Annotated in this window: 17 protein-coding genes; 6 read left to right on the top strand and 11 right to left on the bottom strand. The window is 73.1% G+C overall.

The annotated features are described in order from the left end of the window. Positions 1-3: 3 nt before the first annotated feature. The 10 genes from QK442_RS14380 to QK442_RS14335 are packed head-to-tail and all read right to left on the bottom strand — an operon-like array spanning position 4 to position 9,814. Entirely contained in the window at positions 4-1,530 is a 1,527-nt protein-coding gene (locus QK442_RS14380; protein WP_282694328.1) for an NADH-quinone oxidoreductase subunit N, read from the bottom strand. Then, the gene (locus tag QK442_RS14375; protein WP_282694327.1) at positions 1,530-3,107 is read right to left on the bottom strand and encodes an NADH-quinone oxidoreductase subunit M; all 1,578 of its coding nucleotides are present in this window, start codon (positions 3,105-3,107) and stop codon (positions 1,530-1,532) included. The genes QK442_RS14380 and QK442_RS14375 overlap by 1 nt, the downstream gene beginning before the upstream one ends. Before the next feature lie 3 nt (positions 3,108-3,110). Beyond that, positions 3,111-5,090 carry an NADH-quinone oxidoreductase subunit L gene (locus tag QK442_RS14370; RefSeq protein ID WP_282694326.1) on the bottom strand — a complete coding sequence of 660 codons (1,980 nt, stop codon included), beginning with the start codon at positions 5,088-5,090 and terminating at the stop codon, positions 3,111-3,113. Beyond that, entirely contained in the window at positions 5,087-5,434 is a 348-nt protein-coding gene (gene nuoK, locus QK442_RS14365) for an NADH-quinone oxidoreductase subunit NuoK (RefSeq protein WP_282694325.1), read from the bottom strand. Before nuoK ends, QK442_RS14370 begins: the two co-directional genes overlap by 4 nt. Further along, on the bottom strand, positions 5,434-6,009 hold the full coding sequence (locus QK442_RS14360) for an NADH-quinone oxidoreductase subunit J (RefSeq protein WP_282694324.1): 576 nt from the start codon (positions 6,007-6,009) through the stop codon (positions 5,434-5,436). The genes nuoK and QK442_RS14360 overlap by 1 nt, the downstream gene beginning before the upstream one ends. Continuing rightward, positions 6,006-6,578, bottom strand: a complete 573-nt coding sequence (locus tag QK442_RS14355) for an NADH-quinone oxidoreductase subunit I (RefSeq protein WP_282694323.1) — start codon at positions 6,576-6,578, stop codon at positions 6,006-6,008. The genes QK442_RS14360 and QK442_RS14355 overlap by 4 nt, the downstream gene beginning before the upstream one ends. Further along, positions 6,578-7,540, bottom strand: a complete 963-nt coding sequence (locus QK442_RS14350; protein ID WP_282694322.1) for an NADH-quinone oxidoreductase subunit H — start codon at positions 7,538-7,540, stop codon at positions 6,578-6,580. The genes QK442_RS14355 and QK442_RS14350 overlap by 1 nt, the downstream gene beginning before the upstream one ends. Continuing rightward, entirely contained in the window at positions 7,537-8,829 is a 1,293-nt protein-coding gene (locus QK442_RS14345; protein WP_282694321.1) for an NADH-quinone oxidoreductase subunit C, read from the bottom strand. The genes QK442_RS14350 and QK442_RS14345 overlap by 4 nt, the downstream gene beginning before the upstream one ends. Then, complete coding sequence (locus tag QK442_RS14340; RefSeq protein ID WP_282694320.1) at positions 8,826-9,419, bottom strand: NADH-quinone oxidoreductase subunit B family protein; 594 nt, start codon at positions 9,417-9,419, stop codon at positions 8,826-8,828. Before QK442_RS14340 ends, QK442_RS14345 begins: the two co-directional genes overlap by 4 nt. Then, complete coding sequence (locus QK442_RS14335; protein ID WP_282694319.1) at positions 9,410-9,814, bottom strand: NADH-quinone oxidoreductase subunit A; 405 nt, start codon at positions 9,812-9,814, stop codon at positions 9,410-9,412. The genes QK442_RS14340 and QK442_RS14335 overlap by 10 nt, the downstream gene beginning before the upstream one ends. A gap of 162 nt (positions 9,815-9,976) precedes the next feature. Between QK442_RS14335 and QK442_RS14330 the strand changes: the two genes are divergently transcribed. The 5 genes from QK442_RS14330 to QK442_RS14310 all read left to right on the top strand — a co-directional run bounded on the left by QK442_RS14330 (position 9,977) and on the right by QK442_RS14310 (position 16,805). Next, positions 9,977-11,188, top strand: a complete 1,212-nt coding sequence (locus QK442_RS14330) for a sensor histidine kinase (RefSeq protein ID WP_282694318.1) — start codon at positions 9,977-9,979, stop codon at positions 11,186-11,188. Positions 11,189-11,456: 268 nt separating this feature from the next. Further along, positions 11,457-12,743 (top strand): sensor histidine kinase, encoded by a 1,287-nt coding sequence (locus tag QK442_RS14325; protein ID WP_282694317.1) that lies wholly within the window; start codon positions 11,457-11,459, stop codon positions 12,741-12,743. A gap of 126 nt (positions 12,744-12,869) precedes the next feature. Beyond that, positions 12,870-13,529, top strand: coding sequence for a response regulator transcription factor (locus QK442_RS14320; RefSeq protein WP_282694449.1), 660 nt, complete (start codon positions 12,870-12,872; stop codon positions 13,527-13,529). 293 nt (positions 13,530-13,822) lie between these two features. Next, on the top strand, positions 13,823-15,760 hold the full coding sequence (locus tag QK442_RS14315; protein WP_282694316.1) for a 2-oxoacid:acceptor oxidoreductase subunit alpha: 1,938 nt from the start codon (positions 13,823-13,825) through the stop codon (positions 15,758-15,760). After that, entirely contained in the window at positions 15,753-16,805 is a 1,053-nt protein-coding gene (locus QK442_RS14310; protein ID WP_282694315.1) for a 2-oxoacid:ferredoxin oxidoreductase subunit beta, read from the top strand. Before QK442_RS14315 ends, QK442_RS14310 begins: the two co-directional genes overlap by 8 nt. A gap of 42 nt (positions 16,806-16,847) precedes the next feature. On the opposite strand, the gene QK442_RS14305 is transcribed toward QK442_RS14310, so the two are convergent. Further along, positions 16,848-17,252, bottom strand: a complete 405-nt coding sequence (locus QK442_RS14305) for a helix-turn-helix domain-containing protein (protein ID WP_282694314.1) — start codon at positions 17,250-17,252, stop codon at positions 16,848-16,850. Between the two features lie 95 nt (positions 17,253-17,347). Between QK442_RS14305 and QK442_RS14300 the strand changes: the two genes are divergently transcribed. Next, positions 17,348-18,220, top strand: a complete 873-nt coding sequence (locus tag QK442_RS14300) for an NmrA family NAD(P)-binding protein (protein WP_282694313.1) — start codon at positions 17,348-17,350, stop codon at positions 18,218-18,220. Position 18,221 lies beyond the last annotated feature (1 nt).

Here is an 18,221-nt window from a genome sequence, read left to right as displayed (position 1 = left end):
GGGTCAGAAAAGGCCGGCCGTCGCGAAGCGGAGGGCGAACTGCGGGTAGCCCGACAGGACGACTCCGGCGGCGGCGGTCAGCACGATCGCCAGGGTGACGGGCGCGGGGGCCCGGTGCGGCACGGCCCCCTCGACGGCGTCGGCGGGCGTGCGGAAGAGCACGGCCGTCCAGCGCAGGTAGTACGCGAGGCCGAGGACGACGTTGACGCCCATGACCACGGCCAGCCAGCCGAGGCCCGCGTCGACGGCCGACGAGAACACGGTCACCTTGGCGAAGAGACCGATGATACCCGGGGGCAGACCGGCCAGGTTCAGGAGGAAGAAGGCGAGCGCGAGGGCGGCGGCGGGGTTCGTGGCGTAGAGGCCCGCGTGGTCGGCGATCCGCTTGCCGGGGTGCGTACGGGCGACGAGGACGACGACCGCGAAGGCGCCGAGGTTCACGACGGCGTACATGAGGGCGTACGCGACGGTGGCGCCGATCTGGTCGTCGCCGGAGTACGCGGCGGCCGCGATCGGCACCAGGAGGTAGCCGGCCTGGGCGACCGAGGACCAGGCGAGCAGCCGGACGGCGCTCCCCGCGCGCGTGGGGTCCTGCCGGAGGGCGGCGGCGTTGCCCGCGGTCATGGTGAGGGCGGCGAGGACGGCGAGGGCCGGGCCCCAGATGTCGGCGTACGAGGGGAAGGCGACGACGGTCACCAGGATGAGGCCGGTGAAGCCGACGGCCTTGCCGACCACGGAGAGGTAGGCGGCGACGGGCAGCGGGGCGCCGGTGTAGGTGTCGGGGACCCAGAAGTGGAAGGGGACGGCGGCGATCTTGAAGGCGAAGCCGACGAGGGTGAGGGCGACGCCCGCCTGGGCGAGGGTCTGGAGGCCGGCGGGGACGGTGTCGAGGCGGGCGGCGATCTCGGTGAGGTGGAGGGTGCCGGTGGCCGCGTAGACGAAGCTGGCGCCGAGGAGGGTGACGGCGGTGGCGGTCACCGAGGAGAGGAAGAACTTGAGGGCGGCCTCGCCGGAGCGCCGGTCGCCGCGCTTGAGGCCGACGAGCGCGAAGGCGGGCAGCGAGGCGACCTCCAGGGCGACCACGAGGGTGGCGAGGTCGCGGGAGGCGGGCAGCAGGGCGGCGCCGGCGGCGGAGGACAGCAGCAGGAACCAGTACTCGCCGGCCGGGAGCTTCGCGCGCGTGGCGGGCAGCGAGAGCAGGGCGGTCAGGAGGGCGCCGCCGAGCACCAGGAACTGGACGACCAGGGTGAAGTGGTCGGCGGTGTAGCTGCAGCCGGTGGTCTGGGCGTGGCTGTCGGCCTGGGATCCGGCGGTGAGGCAGAAGGTGGCGCGGTCGCCGGCGCGCAGCGGCAGGAGCAGGGCGAGGGCGGCGGCGAGGCCCGCGATCGAGACCCAGCCGAGGAGCTGCTTGCGTCCGGCGGGGACGAAGAGGTCGGCGACGAGGACGCCGAGCGCGACCAGGGCGGTGAGCGTCGGGGGCGCGATCGTCAGCCAGTCGACGGACTGGACGAGCGTGCTTCCGGCTGACATCACTGGGTGCCTCCCGCGAGGAGCTGCTGGACGGCCGGGTCGGTGAGGCCGAGGAGGACCGCGGGCCAGAGTCCGGCGAGGACGGTGAGGGCGACGAGCGGGGTCCAGGCGGCCAGCTCGTACGGCTTGACGTCGGCGAGCTCCGGTTCGCCGGCCGGGCGCGGGCCGCCCATGCAGACGCGGCGGACCACGATCAGCAGGTAGGCGGCGGTGAGCAGGGTGCCGAGGCCGCCGAGGGCCATGAAGACGAGGTACGCGGGGCGGCTCAGCCCCTCGGCAGGGTCGAAGGCGGCGAACAGGGCGAGCATCTCGCCCCAGAAGCCGGCCAGGCCCGGGAGGCCGAGGGAGGCGACGGCGGCGAAGGCGAGGAGGGCGCCGAGGCGGGGGGCGCGGCCGTAGAGGGCGGCGCCGGTGGCCCCGGCGAGGGTGTCGAGGTCGGCGGTGCCGTACCGGTCCTTCACGGCGCCGACGAGGAAGAACAGCAGGCCGGTGATGAGGCCGTGGGCGATGTTGGCGAAGAGGGCGCCGTTGACGCCGGTGGGCGTCAGGGTGGCGATGCCGAGGAGGACGAAGCCCATGTGGCCGACGGAGGAGTACGCGATCAGCCGCTTGAGGTCGCCCTTGGCGCCGGGCCGCGCAAGGGCGAGGCAGGCGAGCGAGCCGTAGACGATGCCGGCGGCGGCGAAGGCGGCCAGGTAGGGGGCGAGGGTGTGCATGCCGTCGGGGGCGATCGGCAGCGCGATCCGGACGAAGCCGTACGTGCCCATCTTCAGGAGCACGCCGGCGAGGAGGACCGAGCCGACGGTCGGGGCGGCGGTGTGGGCGTCCGGCAGCCAGGAGTGCAGCGGCCACATCGGGGTCTTCACCGCGAGCCCGAGACCGATCGCGAGAACGGCGGTGACCTGCACCGATGTGGTCAGCCCGCGGCCGTTGTCGGTGGCGAGTGCCACCATGTCGAACGTGCCCGCCTTGATCCCGATCAGGAGCAGGCCGAGCAGCATGATCACGGAACCGAGCAGCGTGTAGAAGATGAACTTCCCGGCGGCGACCCGCCGGCCCTCGCCGCCCCAGCGGGCGATGAGGAAGTACATCGGCACGAGGACCATCTCGAAGGCGAGGAAGAAGAGGACCAGGTCGAGGACGGCGAAGGTGGCGAGGGTGCCGGCCTCCAGGACGAGCAGCAGCGCGACGAACGCCTTCGGGGACGGGCCCGCGGGCATCCGGAAGTAGGAGTACAGCGCGCAGAGGAAGGTCAGCAGCGCGGTCAGGAGCAGGAGGGGGAGGGAGATGCCGTCGACACCGAGGTGGATCCGCACGTCCAGTGCCCTGATCCAGCTGATGTCCGTGGTGGCCTGCATCTTCGACGGGTGGTCGTGGTCGAAACCCAGGGTGAGGGCGATCGTGGCCAGCAGGATGACGCCGGTGACGGTGACGCCGTGGCGGAGCACCGCCTGCTCGGGGGAGTTCCCCTTCAGCCCCGGAGGGGCGGGGAGGAGGGCGGCCGCGGAGCCGAGGAGCGGCGCCACGACGATGAACGCGAGGAGGAACTGCATCACGGACGGGCTGATATCGATCACGGCTCACGCTCCGGCGAAGGCGTTGGCGAGGGCGACGGCGGCGATCGCCAGGACGACGGAGCCGGCGAGCAGGGCGCTGAGGTAGGTCTGCAGGTTGCCGGTCTGGGCGCGGCGGACGAGCCAACCGAGGCCCTTGGCGGTGCCGGCCGCACCGCTCACGTAGGTGTCGACGACCTCGCGGTCCAGGAAGCGGACCAGGGAGGCGGCGCCGAGCACGGGGCGGACGAAGGCCTTCCGGTAGAGGGCGTCCAGGTGGAAGCCGTCGGCGGCCGGGCCGTACAGCGGGCCGAGGAGGGCGCGGCCGGGGTCGGCCGGGTCCTCGGCGGGGTGCGGCAGGTGCAGCGCCTCGGCCTCGACCAGGCCCGCCTCGGCGTCCGGGTGGGCGACGTGCGGGGTCGGGACCGGGGGGACGGCCCGTGCGGTGAGGGTGCGCCAGACGGCGTACGTGACGGCGCCGCCGGCGACGGCGAGGCCGGTGCCGAGGACGACGGTGGTCAGGGCGGGGGTGAGGGCCTCGCCGTCGAACCAGTCGTCGAGGTGGGCGGCGCTCAGGCCGAAACCGAGGGAGGGGACCGCCAGGACCCACAGGACGCTCGTCATCGCGAGCGGCTGGCGTCCGTGATCCGGGGCTTCTGCGCCTCGGCCGCGGAAGGCGCGCAGCCAGAGGCGGAGCGCGTACGCGGCGGTGAGGAGGGCGGTCAGCAGGCCCGCGACGAGGATCGTCCAGCCCGCGGCGGCGGGGGCGCCGGAGCGGTCGCCGAGCGCGGTGTGCTCGGCGGCGACCAGGACGGCCTCCTTGGAGAAGAAGCCGGCGAAGGGCGGGATCGCGGCGAGCGCGAGGAGGGCGACGGTCATCGTCCAGTACGCGTCGGGGACCCGCTTCGCCAGGCCGCTCATCCGGGACATGGCGGTGAGCGAGTTGGTGCCGGCGGCGTGGATGACCGCGCCGGCGGCGAGGAAGAGCAGCGCCTTGAAGGCGGCGTGCGAGAGGAGGTGGAAGACGGCGGCGCCCCGGTCGCCGACGGCGAGCGCGCCGGCCATGTAGCCGAGCTGGCCGATCGTCGAGTAGGCGAGGACCCGCTTGATGTCGTCCTGGGCGAGCGCGGCGAGCGCCGAGCCGGTCATGGTGATCGCGGCCATCACGGCGAGCACGGTCATCGCGGCGGCCGAGGCGGCGAAGACCGGCAGGAGACGGGCGACGAAGTAGATGCCGGCGGCGACCATGGTGGCCGCGTGGATGAGCGCGGAGACCGGCGTCGGGCCGGCCATGGCGTCCGGGAGCCAGGTGTGCAGCGGGAACTGCGCGGACTTCCCCGCGACGCCCGCGAGGAGCAGCAGCGCCACCAGGGTGGGGTGGTCGAGGCCGCCGCTGGCGACGGTGGCGAGGATCCCGTCGATGCGGAAGGTGCCGGCGTCGGTGGCGAGCGCGAAGAGCCCGAAGAGGAAGGGGACGTCGCCGAGCTTGGTGACGAGGAAGGCCTTCAGGGAGGCGGAGCGCGCCTCGGGGGTCTCCCAGTAGTGGCCGACGAGGAAGTACGAGCAGATGCCCATGATCTCCCAGCCGACCAGGAGCACCATCAGGTCGCCGGAGTAGACGACGAGGAGCATCGCGGAGGTGAAGAGGGAGACGAGCGCGGCGTACGAGGGGTAGCGGGGGTCCTCGCGGAGGTAGCCGGTCGAGTAGATCTGCACGCAGCTCGCGACCACGCCGACGAGGACGGCGACGAGGGCGGCGAAGCCGTCGATGTGGAGGCCCAGCGAGATCGGGACGGAGCCGGTGGGCGTGAGCTCGGTGGCCGCGTCGATCACCGTGTCCCCGCCCTGGCGGAAGGCGACGACGACGGCGAGGACGGCGGCGGTGAGCGTCGGCAGGACGGCGAGCGGCCGGACGAAGCCGGGGGCGGTGCGGCCGACGGCGAGGCCGGCGGCGGCGCCGAGGAAGGGCAGGAGGGGGACGAGGACGGCGAGGGTCGTGGTGGTCACGCGGTGGCCTCGGCCTTCTCGTCGGTGCTGTCTTCCCGGGACTCGGCCGTGTCTCGGAGGCGGTCGACGTCCGACGTGCCCCGGCTGCGGTGGACCATGAGGACGATCGCGAGGCCGATGCCGATCTCGGCGGCGGCGATCGCGATGGTGAAGAGGGTGAGGGCCTGGCCGGCGTGGAGGGCGTCGCGGAGCCAGACGTCGAAGGCGACCAGGTTGAGGTTGACGGCGTTGAGCATCAGCTCGACCGACATCAGGACCAGGATCGCGTTGCGGCGGGCGAGGACGCCGTACAGGCCGACGCAGAAGAGGAGCGCGGCGAGGACGGCGGGGTAGGCGAGGTGCATCAGTCCCGCTCCCCTTCCGGCTTCTTGCGGGACAGGACGATGGCGCCGACCAGGGCGGCGAGCAGCAGCACCGACAGCGCCTCGAAGGGCAGCACCCAGTGCCGGAAGAGGATCTCTCCGGTGACGCCGGTGGAGCCCTGCGCGGGCCCGTCCAGCTCGATCCAGGTGGTGCGGAAGGCGTCGGCGACCACCCAGACGAGCGCCACGGCGGCGGCGACCGCGACGGCGAGGGCGACCGGCCGGTTGCCCGAGTCGGCGTCCGGGGAGCGGCCGATGGGGGCCTTGGTGAGCATGAGCCCGAAGAGGATCAGGACGACGACCGAGCCGACGTAGATCAGGACCTGGACCCAGGCGATGAACTCGGCGGTCAGGAGGAGGTACTCGACGGCGAGCCCGCCGAGCGCGACCACGAGCCAGAGCGCGGCGTGCACGAGCTGCTTCGTGGTGACGGAGACGATCGCGGCGCCGAGGGTGACGAGGCCGACGAGGAGGAAGGCGACCTCGACGCCGGAGGGCGAGAGGAAGCCGGGGGCGGTCTGGGCGGTCTGGACGGTCTGTGCGGCGGCGAGGATCACGCGTCGCCCTCCTGCTGATCGGCCTCGGCCGCCCGGGCCGCCGCCTGGGCCGCGGCGGCCTTCTCGGCGGCCTTGCGGGCGGCGGCGATCTCCTTGGGCTCCTCGGCGCCCGGGTCGAGCGCGGGCGGCTCGGGGACGGTCCACATCCACTCGCGGAGCTTGTCCCGCTCGTGGGTGAGCTCGTGGATGTCGGTCTCCGCGTACTCGAACTCCGGCGACCAGAAGAGGGCGTCGAAGGGGCACACCTCGACGCAGATCCCGCAGTACATGCAGAGGGAGAAGTCGATGGCGAAGCGGTCGAGGACGTTCCGGCTGCGCTCGCGGCCGCCGGGGGTGGCGGCCGGGACCGTCTCCTTGTGCGAGTCGATGTAGATGCACCAGTCGGGGCACTCGCGGGCGCACAGCATGCAGACCGTGCAGTTCTCCTCGAACAGCGCGATCACCCCCCGGGACCGGGGCGGCAGCTCGGGCTGTACGTCCGGGTACTGGGCGGTGACGGACCTGCGCGTCATGGTGCGGAGGGTGACGGCGAGGCCCTTGGCGAGCCCGGAGCCAGGAATCGGGGCCATTACTGAATCGCCACCTTCACGATGCCGGTGAGCGCGATCTGCGCCAGGGCGAGCGGGACGAGGGTCGTCCAGGCCAGCTTCTGGAGCTGGTCCTCGCGCAGGCGCGGGTAGGAGACCCGCAGCCAGATGACGACGAAGGCCAGGACGGCGGTCTTGAGGAGCGTCCAGAGCCAGCCGAGGCCGTCGCCGCCGAAGGGGCCGTGCCAGCCGCCGAGGAAGAGGACGGTGGTCAGTCCGCAGAGGACGACGATGCCGGCGTACTCGGCGAGCAGGAAGAGCGCGAAGCGGAGACCGGTGTACTCGGTGTACGCGCCGAAGATGATCTCCGAGTCGGCGACCGGCATGTCGAACGGGGGCCGCTGGAGTTCGGCGAGGCCCGCGACGAAGAAGACCAGCGCGCCGACGATCTGCCACGGCACCCACCACCACTCGAAGGCGTCGAGGAGGCCGGTGAGCGAGACGGTGCCGGCCGCCATCGCGACGGAGGCGGCGGCGAGCAGCATCGGCAGCTCGTACGCGAGCAGCTGGGCGGCCGTGCGCAGACCGCCGAGCAGGGAGAACTTGTTGGCGGACGCCCAGCCGGCCATCAGGCTGCCGAGCACGCCGACGCCCATGACGGCGAGCACGAAGAAGATCCCCGCGTCGACGACCGCGCCGACGGCGCCCGGTGCGACCGGGATGGCGACGAGGACGAGCAGGTACGGGAGGAGGGCGACGGCCGGTGCGAGCCGGAAGACCCGCCGGTCGGCGTCCTTCGGGACGACGTCCTCCTTCTGCGCGAACTTCACGCCGTCGGCGACGAGCTGGGCCCAGCCGTGGAAGCCACCGGCGTACATGGGCCCGAGCCGCCCCTGCATGTGGGCCATCACCTTGTGCTCGGTCTGTCCGACGACGAGCGGCAGCACGAGGAAGGCGGCGAAGACGAGGAGCAGCCGGACGGCGACGTCGAGTGCGTCGTTCACGCGGGATCGCCTCCGGCGGGGTCGGGACGGGTGTCGGGGTCGGGACGGGTGTCGGGGTCGGCCTCGGGGGCGGCTTCGGGAGCGGCGTCCGTGTCGTCCGTGGACGGTTCCGGTGTCTCGTCGAAGGCCGGACGGGCGTGGTGCCAGGGGGCGTCCGAGGCGCGGGGGCGGCGCGGGGGCGCGGGGGGCGCGGAGGGCGCCACGCCGTCGGCGGCCTCCGCCGGCGTCGCCTGGCTCGCCGAGCCCTGCGAGGCCGAGCGCATCCGGCGCGGCGGGGCGGCGGGAGCCGCGCCGGACTCCGGAGCCGCCGGGGCCGCCGGGGTCTCCGGGGCCTCCGGGGTCTCCGGGGCCGCCTGGCTCGCCGAGCCCTGCGACGCGGAGCGCGTACGGCGCGGCCGGGCGGCGGGAGCCGCGCCGGACTCCGGAGCGGCCGGAGCCGCCGGGGCCTCCGGGGCCGTCTGGCTCGCCGAGCCTTCCGACGCCGACCGCATACGGCGCGGCCGGGCGGCGGGAGCCGCCGGGGCCGCCGGGGTCTCCGGGGCCACCTGGCTCGCCGAGCCCTGCGACGCGGAGCGCGTACGGCGGGGGGCCGGGGTGTCCTGGGTGGCCGAGCCTTCGGCTGCTGTGCGGGTGCGGCGGGGGCGGTCGGCGGCGGCCGCGCGGGCGGGGCGTTCGGGGGCCGGGGGGAGCTGGCCCTTCAGGGGGCCCCACTCGTTGGGGTCCGGGACGCCGGGCGGCAGCATCTGGCGGCGCTTGGGGCCGCCGTCGTGCGACTCGCCCGGTTCCTTCGCGCCGGGCCAGGCCTTGGCGACGCGGGCGGCGAGGACGAAGTCCTTGCGGAGGGGGTGGCCCTCGAAGTTCTCGGGGAGGAGGAGCGGGGTGAGGTTCGGGTGGTCCTCGAAGACGACGCCGAACATCTCGTGCGTCTCGCGCTCGTGCCAGGCCGCGCCCGCGTACACCCCGATCGCCGTCGGCAGCGACGGGGCCGCGTGGTCGACGGTGGTGCGGAGCAGCAGGCGGCGGGGGGCGCCGTCGCCGACGGCGGCGACGTGGGCGCAGACCCGGAAGCCGGTGCCGGGCTCGTCGACCGCGCTCAGCCAGTCGAAGTAGGCGCAGCCGAGGGTGTCGCGGGCGGTCCGCAGGGCGTCGAGCCAGGCGGCCGGCGGGACGTCGACGGTCAGGAGCTCGTACGAGAGGTCGGCCGTGGCGTCGGGGCCGAAGACGTCCGTGACCGCGTCCGGGAGGGTGCCGTACAGGTCGCGCGCGCTGTCGTTCGTGCCGTCGCTCATGCCTCGGCTCCCGGGGGCGTCACGAGGGGGCTGGTCAGCTGGGCGACGGTGGGGCCGCCGGTCCCGTACCGCTCGGCCACGCTCTCCCGGGCGATCTTCTCCTGGAGCTTGAGGATGCCCTGGAGGAGCGCCTCGGGGCGGGGCGGGCAGCCGGGTACGTACACGTCGACCGGGATGATCTGGTCGACGCCCTTGGTGACGGAGTACGAGTCCCAGTAGGGGCCGCCGCAGTTCGAGCAGGCGCCGAAGGAGATGACGTACTTCGGCTCGGGCATCTGCTCGTACAGGCGCTTCACCGCCGGGGCCATCTTGTCGGTGACCGTGCCGGAGACGATCATCAGGTCGGCCTGGCGGGGGCCCGGCGCGAAGGGGATCACGCCGAGCCGGATGAAGTCGTGCCGGGCCATGGACGCGGCGATGAACTCGATCGCGCAGCATGCGAGACCGAAGTTGAAGACCCAGAGGCTGTAGCGGCGGCCCCAGTTGAGGACGACCTTCATGGGCTCGGGGGCCAGGCGGGCGAGCGTCCCGAGCTTCGGCGCGGGCAGGGGCACGGCGGCCCCCGTGGGGGTTCCGGGTGTTACGTCCATGCCAGGACGCCCTTCTTGTACGCGTAGAGCAGGCCGACGGCCAGGAAGCCGAGGAAGACGAACATCTCGACCAGGGTGGTGGCGCCGTAGCCGGGCGCGGCGAAGACCGTCGCCCACGGGAAGAGGAAGATCGAGTCGACGGCGAAGATGACGTAGAGGAAGGCGTAGACGTAGTAGCGGACCTGGGTGTGGGCCCAGCCCTCGCCGACGGGGTCGACGCCGCACTCGTAGGTGAGGAGTTTCTCCGGGGTCGGCACGACGGGCCGGAGCAGCCGCCCGGCGCCGAAGGCGATCGCCACGAAGAGCACGCCGACGACGGCGAGCAGCCCGACGACGGAGTACGTGTCGAAATAGTCCGCCGCCTGGTTCGCCGCGACTACGGTCGGTTCCCGCACGTCCGCCGCCCCTCAGTCCTCGCTGCCGTCTTCTCGGATTCTCGGACGCGAGTCTAGGCCCTGCTAAAAGCAGCGTAAGCAGGTGCGGGTGGGGTTATCCCCCCTGCCCGACGCCCACCTCCCCCATGGTCCGGAGGGGGCGGGGGACGGCAGGCTGGGGGCATGACCGCCGATCAGCAGAGCTCTCCTCCCCCCGCCGCAGCGGCCGGGGGTTCCCCCGCCGCAGCGCCCGAGCGCACCCCCGCGCGGCGGCGGACCGCGTACGGGAAGGAGACGTGGCAGGAGATCTCCTTCCTCCTCCTCGACCTGCCCGCCGCCCTCGTGGGCTTCGTCTACGCCGTGACCACCGTGCTCGTCGGCGTCGCCCTGTCCGTCACCGTGATCGGCCTGCCGCTGCTCGCGGCCGGGCTCGCGGGGGCGCGCGGGATCGGGCGGTCGGAGCGGGCGCGGGCGCGGTGGCTGCTCGGGGTGGACGTCGCCGAGCCGTCGCGGCTGCCGTCGGCCGGGCGCGGGCTGCCGTGGCTGTGGTCGCGGCTGACGGATCCGGTGGCGTGGCGGACCCAGCTGTACGGGCTGATCCGGCTGCCGTGGGGCGTGGTCGCCTTCGCGGTGACGCTGGTGGCGCTGGTGGCGCTGTGGCCGGTGCTGCCGTTCGTCACACGGGGTCTGGCGGCGGCGGACCGGGGCATGGTGCGGGGGCTGCTCTCGCCGTCGGACGAGCTGGAGCGGCGGATCGCCGAGCTGGAGTCGGACCGGGGCGTGGTCGTGGACACGGCGGCGGCGGACCTGCGGCGCATCGAGCGGGACCTGCACGACGGCGCGCAGGCACGGCTCGTGGCCCTGGCGATGGGGCTCGGTCTGGCGAAGGAGAAGCTGCACGAGGACCCGGAGGCGGCCGCGGCGATGGTCGCGGAGGCGCACGGCGAGGTGAAGCTGGCCCTCCAGGAGCTGCGGGACCTGGCGCGGGGCATCCACCCGGCGGTCCTGACCGACCGGGGACTCGGCGCGGCGCTGTCCTCGCTGGCGGGCCGGTGCACGGTCCCCGCGAAGGTGACGGTGGACCTGGCCGAGCGGCCCGCGGAGGCCATCGAGGGCATCGCGTACTTCACGGTCTCGGAGCTGCTGCAGAACGTCTCCAAGCACGCCGGGGCCCGTACGGCGTCGGTGGAGGTGTGGCGCACGGAGGACCGGCTGCTGCTCCAGGTGCGGGACGACGGCGTGGGCGGCGCCCGCCTCGACGGCGCGGGCACGGGGCTCACCGGCCTCGCGGAGCGGCTGGGCGCGGTGGACGGCCTGCTGGTCGTGGACTCGCCGGCGGGCGGCCCGACGACGGTCACGGCGGAGCTGCCCTGGCGGGGGCGGGCGCCGGCCTGACGACGGTCACGGCGGAGCTGCCCTGACAGGAGCGGGCGCCGACCTGACCACGGCCACGGCGAAGCTGCCCTGACAGGAGCGGGCGCCGACCTGACCACGGCCACGGCGAAGCTGCCCTGACAGGAGCGGGCGCCGACCTGACCGGTTGTCCTCCGGTGGGGATAACCCCCCTCCGAGGACGCCGACCCGCCTCATGGTGCGGCGGGGGCGGCGGGCGAGAGCCTGGAGCCGTACCCACGAAGCCCCCTTGACGAAGAAGGACGTTCCGATGGACTCGCCGCTCGTTCCCTCCGCACTCCGGGCCCCCTTCCAGGGACGGACCTGGCGGGCCTTCCTCTTCACGCTGGTGGGGCTGCCGCTGGGCATCGCCGCCTTCACGCTCGCCGTGGCACTGACCTCCACGGGGCTCGGGCTGCTGATCACCTTCCTCGGGGTGCCGGTCCTCGCGGCGTCGCTGGCCGTGGCCCGGGGGTTCGGCGCGGTGGAGCGGGCCCTGGTGCGGGGGCTGCTCGGGGCGGACGTGGCGGCGCCGGAGCCGGTGCGGGGGCGGACGGGCGGGGCGTTCTCCTGGATGACGGCGATGCTGCGGAGCGGGTCCGCGTGGCGGCACCTGCTGTACTCGGTGGTCCGCTTCCCGTGGGCGGTGTTCTCGTTCTGCGTGTCGCTGGTCGTCTTCACGTGCGGCTGGGGCCTGCTCACGTACCCGGCGTGGCACTGGGTCTTCCCGGCGTACGTGGGCCAGGACGGGATCCAGCTGTACGGGGACGAGACCCACGCCCTGTACCTCGACTCGCCCTTCGAGCTGACCGTCACCTGTCTGCTCGGGCTGCTCCTCGTGCTGCTGTGGCCGCCGGTGGTGCGGGGCCTGACGGCGGTGGACCGCTTCCTGGTGGCGGGGCTGCTGGGGCCGGGGCGGCTCGCGGAGCGGGTGACGGAGCTGGAGTCGGAGCGGGGCACGGCCGTGGACACGGCGGCGGCGGACCTGCGGCGCATCGAGCGGGAGCTGCACGACGGGCCGCAGGCGCGCCTGGCGTCGCTCGCGCTCGACCTGGGGCTCGCGAAGGAGACCCTGGCCCGGGACCCGGAGGCGGCGGCGCTGCTGGTGGACGGGGCGCACGGCGAGGTGAAGCTGGCCCTGAAGGAGCTGCGGGACCTGGCGCGGGGCATCCACCCGGCGGTCCTGACCGACCGGGGGCTCGACGCGGCGCTGTCGTCGGTGGCGGGGCGGTGCCCGGTGCCGGTGGCGGTGACGGTGGACCTGCCGGCGCGGCCGGTGCCGGCGATCGAGGGCCTGGCCTACTTCACGGTCACGGAGCTGCTGGAGAACGTGGCCCGGCACGCCCGGGCGCGGCGGGCCTCCGTGGACGTGTGGCGGTCGGGCGAGCGGCTGATGCTCCAGGTGCGGGACGACGGCGCGGGCGGCGCGGACCCGGCGCACGGCCGGGGACTCGCCGGTCTCGGGGAGCGGCTGCGGTCGGTGGACGGGGTGCTGGCGGTGGACTCGCCGGCGGGCGGCCCGACGACGGTCACGGCGGAGCTGCCCTGGCGGGCCTGAAGTCTCCGGGTGACGCCTCTCGCCCGGCCTTTCCTGCGATGCTGATCAGGTCGTGAGAAGAGCCGAGCGGGGCGAGCAGGGGACTTGGGGGCTGCGGTCGTGGGCGTGGAAGAGGTGGCGGACCGGGTGCGGGTGGTCATCGCCGAGGATTCGGTGCTGTTGCGGGAGGGGCTGACCCGGCTCCTCACGGACCGGGGCCACGAGGTCGTCGCCGGGGTCGGGGACGCCGACGCGCTGGTGAAGACGGTGGCGGAGCTGGCGGACGCCGGCGCCCTTCCGGACGTGGTGGTGGCCGACGTACGGATGCCGCCGACGCACACGGACGAGGGGGTACGGGCGGCGGTACGGCTGCGCGCGGAGTACCCGGGCCTCGGGGTGCTCGTGCTGTCGCAGTACGTGGAGGAGCAGTACGCCACCGAACTGCTGGCCGGTTCCACGCGGGGCGTGGGCTATCTGCTGAAGGACCGGGTCGCGGAGGTGCGCGAGTTCACCGAGGCGGTGGTGCGGGTCGCCGAGGGGGGTACGGCCCTGGACCCGGAGGTCGTCCAGCAGCTCCTCGGGCGGAGCCGGCAGCAGGACGTGCTGGCGCACCTGACGCCGCGCGAGCGGGAGGTCCTGGGCCTGATGGCCGAGGGGCGGACGAATTCGGCCATCGCGAAGCAGCTGGTGGTGAGCGACGGCGCGGTGGAGAAGCACATCGGCAACATCTTCCTGAAGCTGGGCCTGTCGCCGAGCGAGGGCGACCACCGGCGGGTGCTCGCCGTGCTGACGTACCTCAGGTCCTGAGCAGGTCCTGATCCCGGTCCCGAGCCCGGTCCCGAGCCCGGTCCGGCCGCCTGAAGCCTTGATCTTCTGACACCCTGTCAGGTGAGCCCCGTCCCGGCGCGAGGGGCCCCTCAGGGGAAGAACGCGACGGAGCGCAACGTTCCAGATCCATCCGGGTAGGCGCATAACAGGCCAAAGTGAGGCGAAAAGGCGTCTCAGGTAAAGGATCACGATGTGAGAAGTCCCGGGAAGGGCCACCTTACCGTCGTAGGGTGGGCCGAGAGTCCCGCTTGCCGCTAGGGAGGTCCAGTTCAGTGACCAGCCAGGTCAGTAGCGAGGCCGGCGAGGCCCTGCTCGGGGAGCAGCGCAGCGCCCCGGCGGAGGCCCGCCACGGCGCCGAGAAGGAAGTACGCCGTCTGGAGCGGGTGATCATCCGGTTCGCGGGTGACTCGGGTGACGGTATGCAGCTCACGGGCGACCGTTTCACTTCGGAGACGGCGTCGTTCGGGAACGATCTGTCGACGCTGCCGAACTTCCCGGCCGAGATCCGGGCGCCGGCCGGCACCCTGCCGGGGGTGTCGTCGTTCCAGCTGCACTTCGCCGACCACGACATCCTCACGCCCGGGGACGCGCCGAACGTGCTGGTCGCGATGAACCCGGCGGCGCTGAAGGCGAACATCGCCGATGTGCCGCGCGGCGGCGAGATCATCGTGAACACGGACGAGTTCGCGAAGCGGGCGATGGCCAAGGTCGGGTACGAGACCTCGCCACTGGAGGACGGGTCGCTGGACGCGTACCACGTGCATCCCGTGCCGCTGACGACGCTGACGATCGAGGCGCTGAAGGAGTTCGGCCTCTCCCGCAAGGAGGCCGAGCGGAGCAAGAACATGTTCGCGCTCGGACTGCTGTCGTGGATGTACCACCGGCCGACCGAGGGCACCGAGGCGTTCCTGCGGCAGAAGTTCGCGAAGAAGCCGCAGATCGCGGAGGCGAACGTGGCCGCGTTCCGGGCGGGGTGGAACTTCGGCGAGACGACGGAGGACTTCGCCGTCTCCTACGAGGTCGCCCCGGCCACGAAGGCGTTCCCGACCGGCACGTACCGCAACATCTCCGGGAACCTGGCCCTGTCGTACGGCCTGATCACGGCGTCCCGGCAGGCCGGGCTTCCGCTGTATCTGGGCTCGTACCCGATCACCCCGGCCTCCGACATCCTGCACGAGCTCAGCAAGCACAAGAACTTCGGCGTGCGCACCTTCCAGGCGGAGGACGAGATCGCCGGGATCGGCGCCGCGCTCGGGGCGGCGTTCGGCGGATCGCTCGCGGTGACCACCACGTCCGGCCCCGGTGTGGCGCTGAAGTCGGAGACGATCGGGCTTGCGGTCTCCCTGGAGCTGCCGCTGCTTGTCGTCGACATCCAGCGCGGCGGGCCGTCGACGGGCCTGCCGACCAAGACCGAGCAGGCCGACCTGCTCCAGGCGATGTACGGGCGCAACGGGGAGGCGCCGGTGCCGGTGGTGGCCCCGCGGACGCCGGCGGACTGCTTCGACGCGGCCCTGGAGGCCGCCCGGATCGCGCTGACCTACCGCACGCCGGTCTTCCTGCTCTCCGACGGCTACCTCGCCAACGGCTCCGAGCCCTGGCGCATCCCCGAGATCGAGGACCTCCCCGATCTGGCCACGGCGTTCGCGACCGGCCCGAACCACACCACCGCCGACGGCACCGAGGTGTTCTGGCCCTACAAGCGCGACCCCGAGACGCTGGCCCGGCCGTGGGCGGTGCCGGGCACACCGGGCCTTGAGCACCGGATCGGCGGCATCGAGAAGCAGGACGGGACGGGGAACATCTCCTACGACCCGGCCAACCACGACTTCATGGTCCGCACCCGCCAGGCCAAGGTCGACGGCGTCACGGTGCCGGACGTGGAGGTCGACGACCCGGACGGCGCGAAGACCCTGGTGCTCGGCTGGGGCTCGACGTACGGGCCGATCACGGCCGCGGTACGCCGCATCCGCCGCGACGGCGGCCACATCGCCCAGGCCCACCTGCGTCACCTCAACCCCTTCCCCGGCAACCTCGGCGAGGTCCTGAAGCGGTACGAGAAGGTGATCGTGCCGGAGATGAACCTCGGCCAGCTCGCCACCCTCGTCCGCGCGAAGTACCTCGTGGACGCCCGCTCCCACACCCAGGTCAACGGCATGCCGTTCAAGGCCGAGCAGCTCGCCGCCGTGCTCAAGGAGGCCATCGATGAGTGAGTCGCTCCTGAACCTCGTGCCCAGGGCCGAAGCCAAGCAGTCGATGAAGGACTTCAAGTCCGACCAGGAAGTCCGCTGGTGCCCCGGCTGCGGCGACTACGCCGTGCTCGCCGCCGTCCAGGGCTTCATGCCGGAGCTGGGCCTGGCGAAGGAGAACATCGTCTTCGTCTCCGGCATCGGCTGCTCCTCCCGCTTCCCGTACTACATGAACACCTACGGGATGCACTCCATCCACGGCCGCGCCCCGGCCATCGCCACCGGCCTGGCCACCTCACGGCGCGACCTGTCGGTCTGGGTGGTCACCGGCGACGGGGACGCGCTGTCCATCGGCGGCAACCACCTCATCCACGCCCTGCGCCGCAACGTCAACCTCAAGATCCTGCTCTTCAACAACCGGATCTACGGCCTCACCAAGGGCCAGTACTCCCCCACCTCCGAACTCGGCAAGATCACCAAGTCGACGCCGATGGGCTCGCTCGACGCCCCCTTCAACCCCGTCTCCCTCGCCCTGGGCGCCGAGGCGTCGTTCGTGGCGCGGACCGTCGACTCCGACCGCAAGCACCTCACCGAGGTGCTGCGGCAGGCCGCCGACCACCCGGGCACGGCGCTGGTGGAGATCTACCAGAACTGCAACATCTTCAACGACGGCGCCTTCGAGGTCCTCAAGGACAAGGACCAGGCCAAGGAGGCGGTGATCCGCCTGGAGCACGGGCAGCCGATCCGCTTCGGCGACGATTTCGACAAGGGCGTCGTACGGGACCCGGCCACCGGCGACCTGGAGATCGTCACCGTCACGCCGGAGAACGAGGACCGGATCCTGGTCCACGACGCCCACGCCACCACCCCGACGACGGCCTTCGCGCTCTCCCGCCTTGCCGACCCCGACACCCTCCACCACACCCCCATCGGCGTCTTCCGCTCCGTGAACCGCCCGGTCTACGACACGCTGATGGCCGAGCAGCTGGAGAAGGCCGTCGAGCAGCACGGCAAGGGCGACCTCGCCCAGCTCCTCACCGGCAACGACACCTGGACGGTCGTCGGCTGAGACGTACTCGCCATGGGGCCCGGCTGATCCACAGCCGGGCCCTCAGCGTTTCCGGCCGTTCGCCCCGTCGTAGCGGGCGCGGGCCTCCTCGACGGCGGGGACGCGGGCCTCGGTCCACAGGGCCAGCTCCCGGATCCGCCGGGCGGCCTCCTCGCCCATGCCGGTGAGGCTGTAGTCGACGCGGGGCGGGATGACGGGCTTGGCGTCGCGGTGCACGAAGCCGTCGCGCTCCAGGGTCTGGAGCGTCTGGGTGAGCATCTTCTCGCTGACGCCGCCGATCCTGCGCCGCAGCTCGCTGAAGCGGTACGAGCGCTCCAGGAGGGCGATCAGGACGAGCACCCCCCAGCGGCTGGTGACGTGCTCCAGGACGAGCCGGGAGGGGCAACCGGCGCCGTCGACGTCGGCCAGGAGAGGGCCGTCCGCGCGACCAGGGGTACTTACTTCCATGCCAGTACCTTACTTCAAAGTGGGTACTTTCGATTGGTTAGCGCCCGACGTACGGTGAGTGCATCACCCCCACGATCCCCGGAGAAGGAATCCCCATGAGCATCGTCGTCACCGGAGCCACCGGACAGCTCGGCCGTCTCGTCGTCGACGCCCTCCTCGCCGACCCGTCCGTCCCCGCCGGGTCCGTCGCCGCCGTCGTACGGGACAAGGAGAAGGCCGCCGACCTCGCGGACCGCGGCGTCGAGCTGCGGATCGCCGACTACAGCCGGCCCGAGACGCTGGCCGGCGCCTTCGAGGCGGGCGACCGGGTGCTGCTGATCTCCGGCAGCGAGGTCGGGCAGCGGGTGCCGCAGCACGCCGCCGTGATCGACGCGGCCAAGGCGGCGGGCGTGGCCCAGCTCGCGTACACCGGCGTCCTGGGCGGCCCGGAGGCCGACTTCGACCTGGCGGCGGAGCACAAGGAGACCGAGAAGCTGATCCTCGCCTCGGGCCTGCCGTACACCCTCCTCCGCAACGGCTGGTACAGCGAGAACTACACGGCCAACCTCGCCCCCGTCCTCGCCCACGGCGCCGTCGTCGCCAACGCGGGCGAGGGCAGGGTCGCCTCCGCCTCCCGCGCCGACTACGCGGCGGCCGCGGCGGCGGTCCTCGCGGGCCCGGCCGAGGAGCACCTGGGCAAGGCGTACGAGCTGAGCGGCGACGAGGCGTGGTCGTTCGCCGAGTACGCGGCGGAGGTCGCCGCCCGTACCGGCCGGGAGATCACGTACACGAGCGTGCCGGCCGCGGCCCACCTGGAGATCCTGACGGGCGCGGGCGTGCCCGAGCCCTTCGCGGCGATCCTCGTCGACGTGGACGAGGCGATCGGGCGGGGCGCCCTCGCGCTCCGCACCGGCGACCTGGCGCGCCTGATCGGCCGCCCGACCACCCCGATCGGCACCACGATCGCCGAGGCGCTGGCGGCGGAGTGAC

The sequence above is a fragment of the Streptomyces sp. CC208A genome (assembly GCF_030010625.1).
In the GTDB taxonomy this organism is placed as follows: Bacteria; Actinomycetota; Actinomycetes; order Streptomycetales; family Streptomycetaceae; genus Streptomyces.
The sequence above is the reverse complement of the archived record's forward strand: the minus strand, read 5'-3'. Positions and strand labels throughout refer to the sequence as shown.

Coding starts and splice junctions, on each gene's coding strand:
- QK442_RS14380 (WP_282694328.1), bottom strand. CDS start 1,530: ATGTCAGCCGGAAGCACGCTCGTCCAGTCCGTCGACTGGCTGACGATC.
- nuoK (WP_282694325.1), bottom strand. CDS start 5,434: ATGCACCTCGCCTACCCCGCCGTCCTCGCCGCGCTCCTCTTCTGCGTC.
- QK442_RS14355 (WP_282694323.1), bottom strand. CDS start 6,578: ATGGCCCCGATTCCTGGCTCCGGGCTCGCCAAGGGCCTCGCCGTCACC.
- QK442_RS14345 (WP_282694321.1), bottom strand. CDS start 8,829: ATGAGCGACGGCACGAACGACAGCGCGCGCGACCTGTACGGCACCCTC.
- QK442_RS14340 (WP_282694320.1), bottom strand. CDS start 9,419: ATGGACGTAACACCCGGAACCCCCACGGGGGCCGCCGTGCCCCTGCCC.
- QK442_RS14330 (WP_282694318.1), top strand. CDS start 9,977: ATGACCGCCGATCAGCAGAGCTCTCCTCCCCCCGCCGCAGCGGCCGGG.
- QK442_RS14325 (WP_282694317.1), top strand. CDS start 11,457: ATGGACTCGCCGCTCGTTCCCTCCGCACTCCGGGCCCCCTTCCAGGGA.
- QK442_RS14310 (WP_282694315.1), top strand. CDS start 15,753: ATGAGTGAGTCGCTCCTGAACCTCGTGCCCAGGGCCGAAGCCAAGCAG.
- QK442_RS14305 (WP_282694314.1), bottom strand. CDS start 17,252: ATGGAAGTAAGTACCCCTGGTCGCGCGGACGGCCCTCTCCTGGCCGAC.
- QK442_RS14300 (WP_282694313.1), top strand. CDS start 17,348: ATGAGCATCGTCGTCACCGGAGCCACCGGACAGCTCGGCCGTCTCGTC.